The organism is Streptomyces sp. 1-11 (genome assembly GCF_007176755.1).
Classification (GTDB): Bacteria; Actinomycetota; Actinomycetes; order Streptomycetales; family Streptomycetaceae; genus Streptomyces.
In genome coordinates this window covers 175,221-192,634 of record NZ_BJTV01000013.1, presented here as the reverse complement: position 1 = coordinate 192,634, position 17,414 = coordinate 175,221, and the positions used below count along the sequence as shown (strand labels likewise).

Annotated in this window: 15 protein-coding genes; 6 read left to right on the top strand and 9 right to left on the bottom strand. The window is 74.3% G+C overall.

The genetic code is table 11. The features are described 5' to 3' along the window. Positions 1–25: 25 nt before the first annotated feature. On the top strand, positions 26–937 hold the full coding sequence (locus tag TNCT1_RS26225) for a hypothetical protein (RefSeq protein WP_143636480.1): 912 nt from the start codon (positions 26–28) through the stop codon (positions 935–937). Between the two features lie 16 nt (positions 938–953). On the opposite strand, the gene TNCT1_RS26220 is transcribed toward TNCT1_RS26225, so the two are convergent. The 5 genes from TNCT1_RS26220 to TNCT1_RS26200 all read right to left on the bottom strand — a co-directional run bounded on the left by TNCT1_RS26220 (position 954) and on the right by TNCT1_RS26200 (position 7,148). Then, entirely contained in the window at positions 954–2,468 is a 1,515-nt protein-coding gene (locus TNCT1_RS26220; protein ID WP_174266460.1) for an NAD(P)/FAD-dependent oxidoreductase, read from the bottom strand. 57 nt (positions 2,469–2,525) lie between these two features. Further along, entirely contained in the window at positions 2,526–3,140 is a 615-nt protein-coding gene (locus tag TNCT1_RS26215) for a DUF4126 domain-containing protein (RefSeq protein WP_143636477.1), read from the bottom strand. 369 nt (positions 3,141–3,509) lie between these two features. Then, complete coding sequence (locus TNCT1_RS26210) at positions 3,510–4,139, bottom strand: TetR/AcrR family transcriptional regulator (protein WP_143636475.1); 630 nt, start codon at positions 4,137–4,139, stop codon at positions 3,510–3,512. A gap of 47 nt (positions 4,140–4,186) precedes the next feature. Beyond that, positions 4,187–6,271, bottom strand: coding sequence for a YhgE/Pip family protein (locus TNCT1_RS26205; RefSeq protein WP_143636473.1), 2,085 nt, complete (start codon positions 6,269–6,271; stop codon positions 4,187–4,189). Then, entirely contained in the window at positions 6,243–7,148 is a 906-nt protein-coding gene (locus TNCT1_RS26200; RefSeq protein ID WP_143636472.1) for an ATP-binding cassette domain-containing protein, read from the bottom strand. The genes TNCT1_RS26205 and TNCT1_RS26200 overlap by 29 nt, the downstream gene beginning before the upstream one ends. Positions 7,149–7,312: 164 nt before the next feature. On the opposite strand from TNCT1_RS26200, the gene TNCT1_RS26195 reads away from it, so the two are divergent. The 3 genes from TNCT1_RS26195 to TNCT1_RS26185 all read left to right on the top strand — a co-directional run bounded on the left by TNCT1_RS26195 (position 7,313) and on the right by TNCT1_RS26185 (position 9,487). Next, on the top strand, positions 7,313–7,873 hold the full coding sequence (locus TNCT1_RS26195; RefSeq protein WP_143636470.1) for an SAV_6107 family HEPN domain-containing protein: 561 nt from the start codon (positions 7,313–7,315) through the stop codon (positions 7,871–7,873). Positions 7,874–8,053: 180 nt separating this feature from the next. Beyond that, positions 8,054–8,824 (top strand): methyltransferase, encoded by a 771-nt coding sequence (locus TNCT1_RS26190; RefSeq protein ID WP_174266459.1) that lies wholly within the window; start codon positions 8,054–8,056, stop codon positions 8,822–8,824. 276 nt (positions 8,825–9,100) lie between these two features. After that, the gene (locus TNCT1_RS26185) at positions 9,101–9,487 is read left to right on the top strand and encodes a DUF3040 domain-containing protein (RefSeq protein ID WP_143636468.1); all 387 of its coding nucleotides are present in this window, start codon (positions 9,101–9,103) and stop codon (positions 9,485–9,487) included. Between the two features lie 351 nt (positions 9,488–9,838). On the opposite strand, the gene TNCT1_RS26180 is transcribed toward TNCT1_RS26185, so the two are convergent. The 4 genes from TNCT1_RS26180 to TNCT1_RS26165 all read right to left on the bottom strand — a co-directional run bounded on the left by TNCT1_RS26180 (position 9,839) and on the right by TNCT1_RS26165 (position 15,441). After that, positions 9,839–12,229 carry a DUF3488 and transglutaminase-like domain-containing protein gene (locus TNCT1_RS26180; protein ID WP_143636466.1) on the bottom strand — a complete coding sequence of 797 codons (2,391 nt, stop codon included), beginning with the start codon at positions 12,227–12,229 and terminating at the stop codon, positions 9,839–9,841. Next, positions 12,229–13,587, bottom strand: a complete 1,359-nt coding sequence (locus tag TNCT1_RS26175) for a DUF58 domain-containing protein (RefSeq protein ID WP_143636464.1) — start codon at positions 13,585–13,587, stop codon at positions 12,229–12,231. The genes TNCT1_RS26180 and TNCT1_RS26175 overlap by 1 nt, the downstream gene beginning before the upstream one ends. Next, complete coding sequence (locus TNCT1_RS26170) at positions 13,587–14,627, bottom strand: MoxR family ATPase (protein WP_143636462.1); 1,041 nt, start codon at positions 14,625–14,627, stop codon at positions 13,587–13,589. The genes TNCT1_RS26175 and TNCT1_RS26170 overlap by 1 nt, the downstream gene beginning before the upstream one ends. Positions 14,628–14,892: 265 nt before the next feature. Continuing rightward, positions 14,893–15,441: a carbonic anhydrase gene (locus TNCT1_RS26165; protein ID WP_143636460.1), complete on the bottom strand. Its 549-nt coding sequence runs from the start codon at positions 15,439–15,441 to the stop codon at positions 14,893–14,895. A gap of 383 nt (positions 15,442–15,824) precedes the next feature. Here TNCT1_RS26165 and rsmH point away from each other — a divergent pair, with 383 nt between their 5' ends. Together rsmH and TNCT1_RS26155 are read left to right on the top strand one after the other, a co-directional pair. Beyond that, entirely contained in the window at positions 15,825–16,781 is a 957-nt protein-coding gene (gene rsmH, locus TNCT1_RS26160; protein WP_143636458.1) for a 16S rRNA (cytosine(1402)-N(4))-methyltransferase RsmH, read from the top strand. Between the two features lie 63 nt (positions 16,782–16,844). Then, entirely contained in the window at positions 16,845–17,411 is a 567-nt protein-coding gene (locus TNCT1_RS26155; protein ID WP_143636456.1) for a septum formation initiator family protein, read from the top strand. The last annotated feature ends 3 nt before the right edge of the window (positions 17,412–17,414 follow it).

Here is a 17,414-nt window from a genome sequence, read left to right as displayed (position 1 = left end):
AGCGGCCACTGGGAGAGGGGCGTACATGGGCTGGACGGTCCTCTACATCGCGTTCGGCGTCGTCGCACTGTGGCTGCTGGGCGAGGTGCTGCTGCAGTACAAGGCGCGGCTGCGCTGGCGGCTGCTCGCCTTCGCCGGCTTCCTCGGTGTCGTCGTCGGTGTGCTGATGCCGTCGGTCGTCGTCATCGGCGCGGGCGCGATCGCCTTCGCGCTCGGCCAGACCTACGTCACGCTGTCCTTCCGGCGCGGCTTCGCCTCCGGCTGGGCGGTCAAGCGCCCCGAGGACGAGCCGGAGAGCGGCGGCAGCAAGCGCCGCCGCGGCAGGGCCGAGCGCCGGGAACCGACGCTCGAGGTCTCCGGCCCGGAGGCGGGCGGGGGTCACGACGACGCCGGCTACGGCCACGAACAGCCCGCCCACGCCGACGAGTACGACCACGACGACGTCTTCACCCCGGCCCGCTCCGCCGAGCCGTCCGCCGACGGGGCGGGCACCGTCTACGAGCCCCAGCCCCTCCCGGACGACACCGGCTCCTACGGCATCTACGGCGACACCGCCTACGCGGGCGCCGCCCAGGCCCAGGGCGCCGACCAGAACTACGCCTACGGCTACGCGGGATACGGCCAGCAGGACTACGGCTACGACCAGGGCGGCCAGCAGGGATACGCCAACTACTCCGACCCCTACGTCGGCGCCCAGGGCTACGGCGACGCCTCCTACGACGCCGGCTACGGCCAGCAGCAGTACGGGCAACAGGGCTACGGTCAGGACCCGTACGCCGGCGGCGGCTACGGCGAGACCCCGGCCGGCGGGGTCTGGGTGCCGCAGCAGCGCAGCGACGAGAGCCACGGCGGCGAACTCCCGCAGGAGCAGCCGTACCCGTACCAGGGCGACGGGCAGCAGCACGGCGCCGGGTACGACGAGCAGTACCGCTTCTGAGGCCGCGGCTCCCGGCTCACCGGGAGCCGCGGAACTCCGGTCCCTCCACGATCAGCCCGGCCACCAGCGCCCCCGACATCCCGGCGTGCGGCAGCCCGCCGCCGGGGTGGGACCAGCCGCCCACCCGGTACAGCCCGGGCAGCCGCGTGGTGTTCGCCGGGTGCAGAAAACGGCCCCCGCCCGCGGCGAGCGCGGGAGCGGGCACCGCCCCGGACCGGGCGCCCGTCTCCCGCTCCGTGTGCACGGGGGTGCGCACCTCGTGCCAGAGCAGCCGCTCCCGCAGCCCGGGCACCGCGCGCTCGGCGGCTTCGACCAGGAAGTCGGTGTAGGACCGGACCGTGCCCGCGTCCTCCCAGGCGGCCTCGGCCGACACCACGGCGGACACCACCACGGACTCGTGCGCGCCGTCCGGTGCGAGCGCGGGGTCGTCGGGGCGCAGCACGGTCACCGTGGGACACACCGGCCGGTCGCCGCCGGGCGAGGCCAGGAAGTCCAGCTCGCTCTGGGCGTCCGGGGCGTGGACGACCGTGCGGTGGACGGCTCCGGGTTCCCGGCCGCCCCGCAGGGCCAGCAGGGCCGTGAACCGTCCGGGCGTGGGCAGGACCGGATCACCGGGCCGCACGTCCCCGTCCGCGTCCAGCGGATGCTCCGTCAGGGCCCGCAGCCGCGCCGGGTCCACGTCCGCCACCACGTGGTCCGCCTCCACCAGCGAACCGTCGGCGAGCTCGATCCCCGCCGCCCGGCCGTCCTCCCGCAGGACCCCGGTCACCTCGGCGCCGAAGCGGAACTCCACTCGCCGCTTCAGGCACCGCTCGTACACCGCCCGCGCCAGCTCCCGGATGCCCCCGCGCACGTACCAGGTGCCGAAGGCGTGCTCCATGTACGGCAGCACGGCCGCGCTCGCCGGGGCGGTCCGGGGGTCGAGGCCGTATCCGAGCACATGGCTCTCCAGGAGGGCCGCCAGACGCTCGTCGCGCAGCTCCCAGGCGCCGATCTCGGCCAGGGTGGCCGCCCGGCGGGTGCGCAGCAGCCGCTTGTGCGGGACCGACGGATACGGCTCACGTTCGGCCAGCACCTGCCAGTTCGGCCACAGCGGCTCCTCCAGCAGCGGCCGCCGGGTGCGGTCCCACGCCTCCCGGGCCCGCACCAGGAAGTCCCCCCAGCGCTGCCCGGCCCCCGCGCCCAGCGCCTCGTCCAGGGCCGCGACCACACCGGCGCGGGAGGCGTTCGGCAGGGCCACCTCGGTGCCGTCCGCGAACACGTGCCGCGCGGACGGGTCGACCTGGACCAGCTCGACGACGTCCTCCAGCGGCTCCTTGCCGGTCTTGACGAACAGATCCCGGTACACGGCGGGCAGCGGCAGCAGCCCCGGTCCCGTGTCGAAGGCGAACCCGTCCCGCTCGAAGCGGCGCACCGCTCCGCCGTAGGTCTCACTACGCTCGTACACCGCCACCCGGTGGCCCGCGACGGCCAGCCGGGCAGCGGCCGCCATCGCGCCCATCCCGGCGCCGATCACCGCAATCCGTGCCATGACCGCGACTTTATCCACCGCTGCCGGCGGTCCGGCCGACGGGCGGTGCGAACCGGGTCAGCCCGGCGGTCCGGGCACCCGGGAGGCGAGCCGCCGCTCCTCGCGCCGCCGGGTCCGGCGCCGCAGGAAGCGCCGGATGCGGGAGACCAGGAACCACAGCGTGACCAGCCCGCCGGCCAGCAGCACCGCCGCGACGACGGCGGCCGCCACGGGATGGAACATCGCGAACGACACGACGCCGGCGACCCCCAGGTCCTCGGCGACGCTCAGCACGAAGTTGCTGAACGGCTCGGGTGAGGAGTTGACCGCCATCCTGGTGCCGGCCTTCACGCCGTGGCTGGCCAGTGCCGTCGAGCCGCCGAGCAGCCCGGCCGCCACGTCCGGCAGCGAACCGCTCTGCCCGGCCAGCAGCGCCCCGACCCAGGCGCCCGCGAGCGGCCGCACGACGGTGTGCGCGGTGTCCCACACCGAGTCGACGTAGGGGATCTTGTCCGCCACCGCCTCGCACAGGAACAGCACGGCCGCCACGATCAGCACCTCGGGACGCTGCAGCGTCTGCGGGACGTCGTCGCTCAGCCCGGTCCGGCCGAACACGCCGAGCAGCAGCACCACCGCGTAGGCGTTGACGCCGCTGGCCCAGCCGCTGGTGAACACGAGGGGGAGTACCGACACCCGAAGGATGGTAGCCATCCGGCGGCCCGCCGTCCCGGGCCCGCGCAACCCGGTACTGAGTATCCGTACTCAGACGGCCGGATGAGTACGCGCGCGGATGGGCCGCGGCCGCCGGAGACGGGAGAGTGGAGGCACGGCAGGGGGCGCGGACCGGTACCGCCGGCACGGGGCGGCGGAACGGCGCCCGCGCCCTGGCCGCTCCTTCCGCCGATCCGTCGGCGGAAGCGAGGCACGGGGGACCCGCGGCGGACCACCACGGGGGACCATCGGGGGAGAACCGTACGGGTGAGGCACGGGGGCGTACGGGGGAAGCGGGAAGGCGCCGGCCCGGCAAGGGGGCGGCGCCTTCTCCGTGCTTCCGGCGGCGGCTCAGCCCTTCCCGCTCACCCGCCCCTGCAGCAGCCGGGACAGGGCCGCGTGGACGTCGTCCAGGGAGCGCTCGGGCTGGAACGACTTCCAGTCCAGGGCGGCCACCAGCACCATGCCGACCAGCGCGGCCGCCGTGAGCTGGACGTCGATCTCGTCGCTGAACTCGCCGGCCGCCACGCCCTCGCGCAGCACCCCCTCCACGACGGCGACGGCCTCCTGCCGGACCACCATCAGCGTGGACTGCCAGGCGCGGTTGGTGCGCCACAGCTCGGCCACGTAGAGCTGGGTGAAGGCCGGGTAGCGGTCGATGAAGACCAGGCCCGCGCGGACCATCGCGTCCAGCGCGTCCACCTTGCCGCCGCCCTCGGCGGCGGTCCGCTCGGCCGCCTCCCTGAGGGACGCGGTGAGCAGGCCCACGCCGTGCCGCAGCAGCTCCTCGAAGAGGACCGACTTGCTCGCGAAGTTGTAGTAGACCGTGCCCTTCGCGACCCCCGCCCGCTCGGCGATCTCGTCCACGGTGGTGGCGGAGAAGCCCTGCTCGGCGATGAGCGTGACGGCCGCCTCGTAGAGCTTCTGCCGGGTGGCCTCGCGGCGGGTGCTGCCGCCGGACGTGGCGCTGCTGCTTTCCATGGCCCCGATTCTCACAGGTGCGCGCGCGTGCGGGGGCCGTGCGGGGATCACAGGCTCAGTTCCGGGTGCAGCCGGTCCAGCGTCCACACCTGGCGGCGCCGGGCCGCGAGGGCGGTCAGCGCTACGGCGCCCGCCGTGAAGGCGGCCAGCACCCAGCACGCCTGCCAGACCGGGCCGAGCCCGCCGCCGGTGATCAGCCGGCGCAGGGCCTCCACGATGTAGCTCATCGGCAGGAACGGGTGGACGGCGTTGAAGAAGCCCGGGCTGGTCTGCACCGGGTAGGTGCCGCCCGCCGAGGTGAGCTGGAGCATCAGCAGCGCCAGCACCAGGATCCGGCCGGCCGCGCCGAACCGGGCGTTCAGCCACTGCACGATCGCCGCGAAGCAGGCCGCCACCAGGAACAGGAACCCGACCGTGCCGGCCGCCCGCTCCATCCGCAGCCCGATCGCCCAGTGCAGCACCGCCATCAGCGCGGCCGTCTGCAGCACGCCCACCGCGACCACCGGCAGCCAGCCGGCCAGCGCGATCCGCCAGGCCGGCGAACCGGCCGCCAGGGCACGCCGGTTGAGCGGCGGGATCAGCATGTACGCCACCATCGCGCCGACCCACAGGGACAGCGGGATGAAGTACGGGGCGAAACCGGTGCCGTAGTTGGGCGCCTTGTGCAGGTCGTGGGAGGCGAGCTGGACCGGGTCGGCCATCACACCGGTGCGCTGGTCGCGGTCCTGCTTGTCGTAGTCGGGGATCTTCTTCGCGCCGTCGTGCAGACCGCCGGCCAGCTTGCCGGAGCCGTCGACCAGCTTGTACATGCCGCCGCTGAGCGCCTGGGCGCCCGATTCGGCGGTGCCGATGCCCTTGTCGAGCTTCGCCGCGCCGGTGCCGGCGGTGCCGATCCCGGCGTGCAGCTTCTTGGCGCCGGCGGCGACCTCGGCTGCGCCGTCGTTCAGCTTGTTGATCTTCTTGACGGCGTCGTCGACGTCCTCGTAGAGGTGCGGGGCGCGCTCGGCCAGGGCCTGGGCCTGCTTCTGGAGCGTGTCCAGGTTGTCCCGCATGGTCTTCAGGTCGCCGTCCTGGTCGGCGATCAGGGTGTTGAGGTCGTCGGCGACGGTGGCCACGTCGGCCGCCGCCTGCCTGGCCTTCTTCAGGTCCGGGCAGGCCGGGTCGGGGACCGCCGCCTTCTCGCAGCGCGCCGCGTAGACCTCGTCCAGCACGTCGGCGGAGGCGTGGGCGGCCTTGGCGGCGGCCGGGGCCGACTTCACCAGGACCCCGAGGTTGCGCCGGACGGTCCCGGCCGAGTCGGCGACCAGCCGGGCGGTGTCCCCGATGGTCTTCTCGTTGTCCTTCAGGAACGGTCCGGCCTGCTTGTAGACGCCGTTGACGTCGTCAGCGAGCGTCTGGGTGCCGTCCGCGACCTGCCGGGAGCCGGTCTCCAGCCGGCCCGCGCCCGAGTCGAGCTTCCTCAGCCCCTTGGCCAGTGCGCCGCTGCCGCTCTTGGCGTCCTTCAGGCCTGCCGCGAGGTCCTTCGAACCCTTCTCCGCCTTGCCGATGCCGCCCTTGAGGCGGTCGGCGCCCCGGGCGGCCGTCACGGTCTCGCCGTGGATGTCGGAGAAGGAGATGAAGATCCGGTCCAGGAACGTCCGGGACGCCTTGGTGGACGCGGCCGTGCGGACCTCGCTGAAGACGGTCCGGGAGATCTGGCCGACGATGTAGTTGTTGGCGTCGTTGGTGCGCACCCTGAGCGCGCTCGTCTCGGGGGAGTCCCCGGAGCTGGACGCTATCCGGCGGCTGAAGTCGGCGGGCATGGTCAGCGACAGGTAGTAGGTGCCGTCCTCCACGCCCCGGCGGGCCTCGGCGTCGCTCACCTCGTGCCACTCGAAGGTGCGGCTGTCGCGCAGCCCGGACACGATGTCGTCGCCGGCGGTGACCTTCTTCCCGCCCGCCGTGGCGCCCTTGTCGTCGTTCACCAGGGCCACCGGGATGCGGTCCAGCCGGCCGTAGGGGTCCCAGAAGGACCACAGGTACAGGGCGCCGTACAGCAGGGGCAGCACGAGCAGCGCGACCAGGGCGGCGCGCGGCAGCTTCCCCCGTCCGAAGCGCCTCAGCTCAAGCGCGGCCAGCCTGGGCGTGCGCATCAGCCTCGTCCTTCCGGTCGTTGTTGTCGTTGTCGCTGTCGCTGTCGCTGTCGTTGTCGCTGTCGCTGTCGGAACCGGGTGCCGGGGCGCCGTCGGCCGTGGGCTCCGGGGTGCTCTCGCCGGGGGGTACCGGGGCGCCGTCGGCGCCGGTCTCCGGGGTGTTTCCGTCCCCGGCATCCTCGGCCTGCCCGGTCGGCCGGGCGGTGACGGCGAGGCAGTCGGCGGGGGCGGTGCGGCACACGGCCACCACCGTCGTCCCCACGCGCGTGAGGGACCGCAACAGGTCCCAGATCTCCTCGCGTTCGGTGTCCGAGAGCTTCATGTCGACGTCGTCCACGCCGAGCAGCCGCGGCCGGCCGAGCAGCGCCAGCGCGACGGACAGCCGCAGTTCCGCCGGCCGGTCCAGGTCGCGCACCGCCGTGCGGGAGCCCTTGGGCAGCGTCTCCAGGTCGAGTCCGGCGGCGGCCAGGGCGGCGTCGACGCGCAGCCGGGCCTCGTGGACCCGGTCCCGGCGGGGCCGCAGCGCCTCTCGCAGCGAGTCGCCGAACCGGCGCTGCAGCAGGGCCCGTTCACGCAGGTGCTCGCCGACGGTCAGGGCCGGCTCCAGGTCGGTGACACCGGCCACGTTGGCCACGGCGCCGATCCGGCGCACGGCGGCCATGTGCCGGGGGAGTTTGAACCCGGCCACCGCGGCCACTCCCTGAGTGGGTTTCATCCGCCCGGTGAGCGCGAGCAGCAGACACGTGCGGCCGGAGCCGGACGGTCCCTCGATCGCGATCAGCGAGCCGGGCTCCGCGTCGAGCGTGACGTCCCGGAAGACCCACCCCCGCGGCCCCTTGAGCCCGAGGCTCCCGACGGTGAGGTGCGCGCCGTCCACAAGCCTCCCCCTTGCCTGTTCCGTTTTTGCACTGACTGGTCAGTACAAAAGTACTCCGAACCCCTGACCGAAGCAAAAGAGCAGGTCAGATCGGATTGTCAGTGCCATACCTCACGATGGGCACATACGGCATCCGTGCCGTCACAGACGACAGGAGGTTCGTCATGGCCAACCAGTCCGCAGCCGCCCACCGGCGCCGCGCCACCGGCCCTGCCCCCTCACTGACCGGCCCGGCGGGCGACGTGCACCCCGTGCTCCGCCGGGCCACGGCCCCGCCCGCCGCCCTCGACCTGCTCGCCCAGGCCCGTGCCGGACTCGAGGAGGCCGGCCGGCTCGCCACGCCCAACGAGCGCTACGCGACCGCACACCTCGCCGCCCTGCGCACCGCCGCCGCGGTGCTCGCGGCCCGGGGCCGTCCCGAGACCTCGCCCCGCCGCCGGGCCCGTATCCGCAGCGCCTGGGAGGTGCTGCCCGAGATAGCCCCCGAACTCGACGAGTGGAGCGCGCTCTTCGCCTCCGGCGCCGCCCGCCGGGCCCGCGCCGAGGCGGGCATCCAGGGCGCGGCGGGGCAGCGGGACGCCGACGACCTGATACGCGACGTGGCGATGTTCCTCCGCCTCGTCGAGCGGCTGCTGGTGCTCCAGCCCGTCCTGCCCCAGCCCCGCCACGACCCGGAGGAGCCACCGGGCCCACCGGTCCGCGAAGACCTCCCCGACGCGGGCTGACCTCGGCCGTCCGCCCCGCGAGACGGACCCGGCCCGCCCCACCGCGATGAGTGGGCGGAGCGGCGGAGGCAATAGGGTGGAGATGCCTGAGGCCTTCCCTCCACCCGCGTCCGGGCCGGGGAGGCACCCCGTTCTGCGCCGCCGGCAACAAGGCGGCGCCGCGCCGAGGAGTCAACTGCCGTGTCGGACCCGATGCGCCCCCGTTCCTCCCTCCGTACCGCAGTGGTCTGGGAGGTCCTCCAGGACGCCCTCGACCGCCGGGTCAAGGCCACGGGGCGGGAATCGCTGGACGTCCTCGACACCGGGGGCGGCAGCGGCAACTTCGCCGTGCCCCTGGCCGGCCTCGGCCACCGGGTCACCGTCGTCGACCCCAGCCCCAACGCGCTGTTCGCGCTCGAACGCCGCGCCGCCGAGGCCGGTGTCGCCGACCGGGTCCGGGGCGTCCAGGGCGACGCCCACGGCCTGTTCGACGTGGTCGAGCGCAGCGGCCACGACGTGGTGCTGTGCCACGGCGTCCTCGAGTACGTGGACGACCCGGCCGAGGGCGTGCGCAACGCGGTGGCCGCCCTGCGCTCCGAGGGCGTCCTCAGCCTGCTCGCCGCCGGCCTCGGCGGCGCCGTGCTCGCCCGGGCCCTGGCCGGCCACTTCAAGGAGGCCAAGCAGGCGCTCCAGGACCCCGAGGGCCGCTGGGGGGCCGGCGACCCCGTGCCGCGCCGCTTCACCGCGGAGCAGCTCACCGCGCTGGTGGAGGGCGCGGGCCTGCGGGTCGGCGCTGTGCACGGCGTACGGGTCTTCGCCGACCTCGTGCCCGGCGTCCTGGTGGACACCGAACCCGGGGCCATGGACGCGCTGCTGAAGCTCGAGGCGGCGGCGGCCGAACTGCCCGCGTTCCACTCGGTCGCCACCCAGCTCCACGTGCTCGGTGAGACCAGGGGGTCCGCCGGGGCCTGAGCGCTCCCGGTGACCCGCCGCTGATCAGGGGCTCGGCGGCGGATGGAGTACGCCACAAGCCACCCGATCGAGCGGTTTGCGCCGTATGATCGAGGTACACCGTCCGGCATGACGGGTCGGCCGCCGGGGAATGGAAGCCTCAGCGAGCCGGGACGGCCAGGATGGATTCCGGTTGGCCAATTGGCGCAGAGGGGCGGGTTTCACGGGGGCGATTCCCTGCCTATCCTGAAGGGACCCCCCGGGTCGCCCCGGCGACTGCACGATGAGGAGGACTCCGTGCCGCTCTCGGAGCACGAGCAGCGCATGCTCGAGCAGATGGAGCGAGCGCTGTACGCCGAAGATCCCAAGTTCGCGTCGGCGCTTGAGGGAAGTGGGCTGCGGACGTACACCCGGCGGCGGGTCTACCAGGCGGTCGTGGGCTTCCTCGTGGGTATCGCGCTCCTCATGGCCGGAATGGTCGCGCAGCAGATCTGGGTCAGCGTGGTGGGCTTCCTCGTGATGCTCGGCTGCGCCGTGCTGGCCGTCACCGGCTGGCGCAAGGCCCCCAAGCCGGGCGAGCGGCCCGCGGGCGCCCCGCGCCGCCAGGTACGGCAGAAGCGCTCCATGATGGACCGGATCGAGCAGCGCTGGCAGCGCCGCCGCGACGAGCAGCAGGGCCACTAGGACCTCACCGGTCGGACCGGGCACCTGACGGCAGCGGCCGACATCGGACATCCGTGAGGGGTGACCACCAGCCGGTGGTCACCCCTCACGGATGTCCTGGAGCGCCCTGCGGCTTCGGCGGCTCGCGGCGGCTCCGGGGCTTGGCGGCTCCGGTGCCCCCTGGCTACGGGGTCCGGCGGCTTCGTGGCCTGGCGGCTTCGGTGCTCGCGGCTCCTGAGCGCTGCGGCTCCAGTGCCAGGCGGTTTTAGTGCCCCGCGGCTCCTAGCCCTGCGGCTTCGGCGCCCTGCGGCTCCTTAAGCCCTGCGGCTCCAGCGCCCGGCGGCTCCAGCGCCCCGAGGCCCCGGGGCCGTCTCAGCCCCGCTGGCCGGACGGTCGGCGCCACCCCGGCCGGGCGGCCACCAGGCGCTCTCTGAGCGCCGTCCACCGGTCCGACGCCGCCCACAGCACCCGCACCGCCGACCGCGGCGCGAACCGCGCTCGCAGCCTCGTCCGCCGGCGCACACCGCCGTTCAGGGCGGTGATCACCCGGCGCACGTCCTCGGCGAGGCCCGCCACCGGTCGCGGCCTGGGCGCGTACAGCACCTGCTCCACCGCGTCCGCCACCCGGTGCACCGCGGCCCCGGCGGCCGCGTCGAGACGGCCCAGCCGCACGATCCTCGCCGCCGCGCTGCGCGGGGTCAGCGACTCGTCCGGCAGGATGCCCAGGTCCCAGGCGCTGTCGGTCAGCTCCTGCCAGGCCGACAGCGCGTGGGCGGCGGCGCCCTCCCCGGTCCGGGCGTGCCCGCCGAGCCGTACGGCCCGCAACCGCGCCCGCCACAGCAACGGCAGGAAGGGCACCGCCAGCACCGCCAGGACACCGAGCCCGATCAGGGCGAGCCACAGCAGGTCCCAGCCGCTGCCGCCACCGCCGGGACGCGCGACCGCCGCGGCCGGGCTGTCGCACGCCTCCAGCTTGCGCAACTGCGCCGAGCAGCTCTCGCTCGGCGAGGCCACCGCCGAGGGCGCCTCGGACGCCCCGCGCGACGGCAGTGCCTCGTCCGGCTGCGACGTGCCCGGCGTGTCCGACTGGGTGTAGGACGGCACCGTGCCCCGGGTCGGGGTCGGTTCGAAACGGGTCCAGCCCACGCCCTCGAAGTACAGCTCGGGCCAGGCGTGCGCGTCCTTCAGGGACACCGAGACCGAGCCGTCCGCCTGCGGGGTGCCGGGCGCGAAGCCCACCGCGACCCGGGCCGGGATGCCCAGCGTGCGGGCCATCGCGGCCATCGCGAAGGAGAAGTGCACGCAGAAGCCCTGTTTCTTCCGCAGGAAGTTCGCGATCGCGTCCGGGCCCTGGCCGACCTCGACCTCGGTGTCGTACTGGAAGCCGCCGTTCACCGCGAACCAGTCCTGCAGCTTGACCGCCTCGTCGTAGTGGCTGGACGAGCCCGCGGTGATCTCCTCGGCGGTCCTCGCCACCACCTTCGGCAGCCTGGACGGCACCCTGGTGTACTCGCGCCGCAGGGCCGCGGGCGCCGGGGGCGCGGCGGCCAGCTCGGCGGCGGACGGCCGCACGTCGAGGCTGCGCACCTCGTAGACCTCGCCGCGGGTGTTCTGGCCGTGGTCGCCGACGAGCGTCATCCCGACCGGCTCGTACCGCCAGTTCCCGCTGATGCTCACCCTGCTCGGCGGGTACGGCATCGGCAGCCAGTCCTGGGCGTACCAGTCCGCCGCGGTGATCCTGGTCCGCACCGTGGTGCGCTTGACGTCCGCGTCCAGTCCTGCGGGCGCCGGGAGGGCGTCCGGCACCGCGACGATGTGCCGCTGGGACGGCTTCCAGGTGGTGCCGTCGAAGTCGTCCAGGGACACGATGCGCAGGTACATGTCCGACAGGTCGCCCGCCGTGGTCCGCAGCGACAGCACCTGGCGGTCGTTGTCCACGTTCAGGCTGTCGCGCAGCGACACCAGCGGGTTGACCGCGGAGATCGTGCCGCCCCCGCCCTTGCCCGCGCCGACGCCCGTCCCCGCCGCGTCCAGCAGCCCGCCCTGGATGGAGAACAGGGGGATGGCCGGCACCAGCACGGCCACGCCGAGCGCCACCGCGCCGAGCCGGCGTCCGGTGCGCACCGGGGCCACCGCCCCGCTCTCCGCCATGCCCGGCTCACCGGGGGCGCCCCCGAAGACGCGGCCCCACTGGGCCAGCCGGTCTCGGCTCTCGGCGAGCAGCAGCATCAGATAGCCGGCCGCCGCGAACAGGAACGCCAGCCAGTCGCTGCCGCTGTCGGAGAGCCCGGCGGCCACCGAGTACAGCGCGAGCAGCGGCAGCCCGGCCGGGGCGGCACTGCGGAAGGTCACCGCCAGGGTGTCGACCAGCAGCCCGATCACCAGGACCCCGCCGATCAGCATCAGTTCGATGCCGTCGGTGAGCGGCGCCGGTATCGCATACCGGCTGACGTCGTCCGAGCCCTGCTGGAGCAGCTCGCCGAAGTAGCGGAACGCGTCCGGGCCCGGGACGAGCCCGCCGAGCGCCTGCCGCCGGGCGAAGAACAGGGTCAGCAGCATCAGCGTGACCAGGGCCTGCGCGGCCACGGTCAGCGGCCGTGCCAGCGGCACCCGCCGGGCCGCCGCGCCCACCCCGGTCTGCACGGCGACCAGCAGCACCGTCGTGAACAGCCACGTCGGCTGGTCGACCAGGGGCAGCAGCGAGCACGCCGTCATCAGCGTGGCCGCGGCGGCGCACAGGGCCAGCCGGGCCCGCCCGCTCATCACAGTGCCTCCCCGCCGACGCCGGTCAGGCCCGCGCGCTCCCGGTCCGCCTGCCGCCACAGCTCGTCCAGCGACGCCCCGCGCGGCACGCCCACCGCCGTCCAGCCCGCCTCGCGCAGCATCCGCAGCCGCTCCTGGTGCCGGTCGCCCGGAGCCGGCACGTCGGCCGGCTCCCGCACCCACGCGTCCGGGTCCAGCACGAAGGCCACCGCGCCGCCGCTGCGCTGCCGCATCCCGGCGACCACCGCGGCCTGCTCCTCGTCCAGGTCGCCCAGGAAGGCCACCAGCAGCCCCTCGTTCCCGCCGCGCAGTGAGTCGTGCGCCCGGGAAAGGCCCGTGCCGTCGGAGTGGTCGATCACCGCGAGGGTGTCCATCATCAGCCCGGCCGCGTCCGCGCCGTCCGGGCCGGTGCCCGCGAAGCCGTCGGCTCCCTCGCCGGGCACCGAGGTGCCGCCGTCCGTCAGCAGCCGCACCGAGAACCCCTGTTCGAGCAGGTGCACCAGGACCGACGCGGCGGCGGAGACGGCCCACTCGAACGCCGAGTCGGGCCCGGCGCCCTCGTAGCCGATCGCCCGGGTGTCCAGGAGCACCGTGCAGCGCGAGCGCCGCGGCTGCTCCTCGCGGCGCACCATCAGCTCGCCGTAGCGCGCGGTGGAGCGCCAGTGGACCCGGCGCAGGTCGTCGCCGTACCGGTAGCCGCGCGGGATCACGTCGTCCTCGCCGGCCAGGGCCAGCGACCGCTGACGGCCGTCGCCGTACCCCTTCGCCTCGCCGCTGAAGCGGACCGGGGTCAGGGGCTCGGTGCGCGGTATGACGGTCAGCGTGTCGTACGTCGAGAACGACCGGGTCAGCTCGCACATCCCGAACGGGTCGGTCAGGCGCAGCTGCAGCGGGCCCAGCGGATAGCGGCCGCGCAGGTCGGAGCGGACCCGGTAGGACACCTCGCGGCGCCCGCCCGGCTCCACCCGGTCCAGCACGAAACGGGGCCGGGGGCCGAGGACATAGGGCACCCGGTCCTGGAGCATCAACAGGCCGGTGGGCAGCCGGGAGACGTTGTCCATCCGCAGGTGCACGCGCGCCTCGCCGGCGGCGGGCACCCGTGCGGGGGAGAGGCGGCGGCTGCCGGCCACCCGGTAGCGTGTGCGATACAGCACGGCCGCGCAGAGCAGCGGCAGCACCGCCAGCAGCAGCCCGACCCGCAGCAGATCGCTCTGGCCCAGCACGTAGGCGCAGACCGCGGCCGCGATCCCGGCCGCGAGGAAGGAGCGCCCGCGCGTGGTGAGCCCCGCCAGGGCGGTGCGGACGCCGCCCGCCTCACCGCGGTCGGCCTCCACCCGCCCCGTCCCCCCGGTGCTCATCACAGACCCCGGGGAGGCTGCTGGGGATAGGCGGGCATGGTCCGGCCCAGCGATCCGAAGCCGCCGTGCTGCCGCGACGAGGCGGGCACGGCGGTGCCCTGCAGGATCTCCAGCACCACCTGTTCGGCCGTGCGCCGGTTGAGCTGGGCCTGCGCGGTGGGCAGCAGCCGGTGGGCGAGCACGGCCACCGCGAGGTCCTGCAGGTCGTCCGGGAGCGCATAGTCCCGGCCGGCGAGGGCGGCGGACGCCTTGGCGGCGCGCAGCAGGTGCAGGGTCGCGCGCGGGGAGGCGCCGAGTCTGAGGTCGGGGTGGCTGCGTGTGGCCGCGACCAGCTCGACCGCGTACCGGCGCACCGCCTCGGACACGTGCACCCCGCGCACGGCCTCGATCAGCTTCACGATCTCGTGCGCGTGCGCCACCGGCTGCAGGTCCTCGAGCGGGCTCACCCCGCCGTGCACGTCGAGCATCTGCAGCTCGGCCTCGACGCTCGGGTAGCCGACCGAGACCCGGGCCATGAAGCGGTCGCGCTGGGCCTCGGGCAGCGGGTAGGTGCCCTCCATCTCGACCGGGTTCTGCGTGGCCACCACCATGAAGGGGCTGGGCAGTTCGTAGGTCTGCCCGTCGATGGTGACCTGCCGTTCCTCCATGGACTCCAGCAGCGCCGACTGCGTCTTCGGCGAGGCGCGGTTGATCTCGTCGCCGATCACGATCTGCGCGAAGATGGCGCCCGGCTTGAACTCGAAGTCCCGGCGCTGCTGGTCCCAGATGGACACACCGGTGATGTCCGAGGGCAGCAGGTCGGGCGTGAACTGGATGCGCCGCACCGAGCAGTCGATGGACCGCGCCAGCGCCTTGGCCAGCATCGTCTTGCCCACGCCCGGGACATCCTCGATCAGCAGGTGTCCCTCGGCGAGCAGTACGGTCAGCGAAAGCCGTACGACCTCGGGCTTGCCCTCGATCACACCCTCCACCGAACTGCGGACACGCTCCACAGTGGCGGTCAGATCAGTGAGGCTCGCTCGATCGTCATAGGTCGTCACCCGGCCCTCCTCGGCCCGTTCTTACTCGGGCCGACGCTCTGCGCTGCGAAACCGGCCCACCCCGAAACACGGGCACCGCGCCGGAACAGTTCCACGCGACACCACACCCCGCATTCTTGCCGCCGTTACCGATTCGTGTCACCGCCTGTGGACAACTGCCCGCGCCATGTCGGTCCCACGGCCTCTCCGGCCGCCGTTCCACAAGGCGCGGCGGCACGAGCGCCGCCCGCGCGGGGCGGGGGTGGTCGTGGCGGGCCGGGCCCCGTCAGGCGGGGTCGATCTCGCGCAGCCGTCCGGTCCTGACGTCGAACACGAAACCGCGCACGTCGTCGGTGTGCAGCAGGAACGGCGAGGTCCGCACCCGCTGCATCGACTGCCGCACATCCTGGTCGACGTCCCGGAAGGCCTCCACCGCCCACGCCGGACGCTGGCCCACCTCGAGCTCCAGGTCGTGCCGGAACTCCTCGGTGATGGCCTCCATGCCGCACCCGGTGTGGTGGATGAGCACCACGCTGCGGGTGCCCAGGGCGCGCTGGCTGATGGTCAGGGACCGGATGACGTCGTCGGTGACGACCCCGCCCGCGTTGCGGATCGTGTGGCAGTCACCGAGCTGCAGGCCGAGGGCCTTGTGCAGGTCGAGGCGGGCGTCCATGCAGGCCACCACGGCGACGCGCAGGACGGGGCGGGCGTCCATGCCGGGGTCGGCGAACTCGGCCGCGTACCGTTCGTTGGCCGCGAAGAGACGGTCCGTGACGGTGCCGTCACCCGCTATGGTCGCGTCGGATCCGGTGTGAGCGTCTGCAGAAGTCGTCATGCCCAGACCGTACTGGTCGTCCCCGGTCCGGGCCCGCTGTGCAGAGCGGACAAAGAACGCCATTGTGGCTTGTTGTGAGCGACTCCACACGCAGCGCGAACCGTGGACACACCCGGTCGGGCGACGCGCAGGCCGGTTGATTGACCGCGAGACACGGTGGACTAAAGTGACGCGAAGCGGGAGGCGCGATCCTCCCTGCTGGTGAATCCCCCGGAGACCCCGGCCCTCACCCGGACCGTCTCCCCACGTGCGCGGCGCGTACGTACGGCTCGGCCTCCTCCCGCTCCCGGCCGGCTGACGCTTCCGGCGCCGGCGGGCCTCCCCTTCACGGAGCGGGCGGGGACCCGGCGGTGCGTACGGCCCGCCGGAAACGAGAGGCCCCCTTGAGCCAGAGTCGACACGTCCCGGTGATGCTCCAGCGGTGCCTGGACCTGCTGGCGCCCGCCCTGGAGCGGCCGGGAGCGGTGGTCGTCGACTGCACCCTCGGCCTCGGCGGCCACAGCGAGGCGCTGCTGACCCGGTTCCCCGAGGCCCGGCTGATCGGCCTCGACCGGGACAAGGAGGCGTTGCGCCTGTCGGGTGAGCGCCTGGCGCCGTACGGGGACCGGGCCACGCTCGTGCACGCGGTGTACGACGAGCTGCCCGAGGTCCTCGACCGGCTCGGCACCCCGCGCGTGCAGGGCGTGCTGTTCGACCTCGGCGTGTCCTCCATGCAGCTCGACGAGGCCGGCCGCGGCTTCGCCTACGCCCAGGACGCCCCGCTCGACATGCGCATGGACCAGACGGCCGGCATCAGCGCCGCCGAGGTCCTCAACACCTACCCGCCGGGCGAACTGGTGCGCATCCTGCGCGCGTACGGCGAGGAGAAGCAGGCCAAGCGCATCGTCTCGGCGATCGTCCGGGAGCGCGAGAAGGAGCCGTTCGACAACAGCGCACGGCTCGTCGAGCTGATCCGGGACGCGCTGCCGCAGGCCGCCAAGCGCACCGGCGGCAACCCCGCCAAGCGCACCTTCCAGGCCCTGCGCATCGAGGTCAACGGCGAGCTGTCCGTCCTGGAACGGGCGGTCCCGGCGGCGGTCAGGGCCCTCGCGGTCGGCGGACGCGTCGCCGTGCTGTCGTACCACTCCCTGGAGGACCGGCTGGTCAAGCAGGTCCTCGCGGCCGGGGCCGCCTCCACCGCGCCGCCCGGGCTGCCCGTCGTGCCCGAGCGCTACCAGCCCCGGCTCAAGCTGCTCACGCGCGGTGCCGAACTTCCCACCGAGGAAGAGGTCGCCGAGAACCGCCGGGCCGCCCCGGCCCGGCTGCGCGGCGCCGAGCGCATCAGGGAGGACGCCGAGTGAGCGGATCGGGTCGGTCGGGTTCCCGTACCCGCCTCTCGGCGCCCCGGAGCCACCGGAGGCCCAGTGAGTAGGAAACCCGAACTGAGGGGGAGGGCCGCCCGGCTCGCCGGGCTCCTGCCGGCCGGCCGCGCCCGCGCGGCCCGCGCCCCGTTCGTCCTGCTCGTCGTCCTGCTGCTCGGCGGCGGCCTCATCGGGCTGCTGGTGCTGAACTCCGCGCTCAGCGAGGGCTCGTTCCGGCTCGACGCCCTGCGCAAGCAGACGAAGAACCTCACCGACGAGGAACAGGCGCTCCAGCGGGACATCGACGGCTACTCGTCCCCCGACGCCCTCCAGCGCCGGGCCCGCGAACTCGGCATGGTCCCCGGCGGCGACCCGGCCTTCCTCGACCCCGGAGGCACGGTGAAGGGCGTGCCCGGCGCCGCGAGCCCCGAGCCCGCCGCCCTCACCGGTCCGGCGGCCCCGGAGACCGTCGACCCGTCCGCCCCGGCGCAGCCCGCCGGCACCCCCACGTCCACCGCCGCCCCGGCGCCCACCCCCGCGGCCCCCGCCCCGGAGACCACCGCCCCGGCCGCCGCGGTCGCACCGCTCTCCACCCTCCAGCCCGCGCCCACCCCGACCTCCGGCAGGTGACGG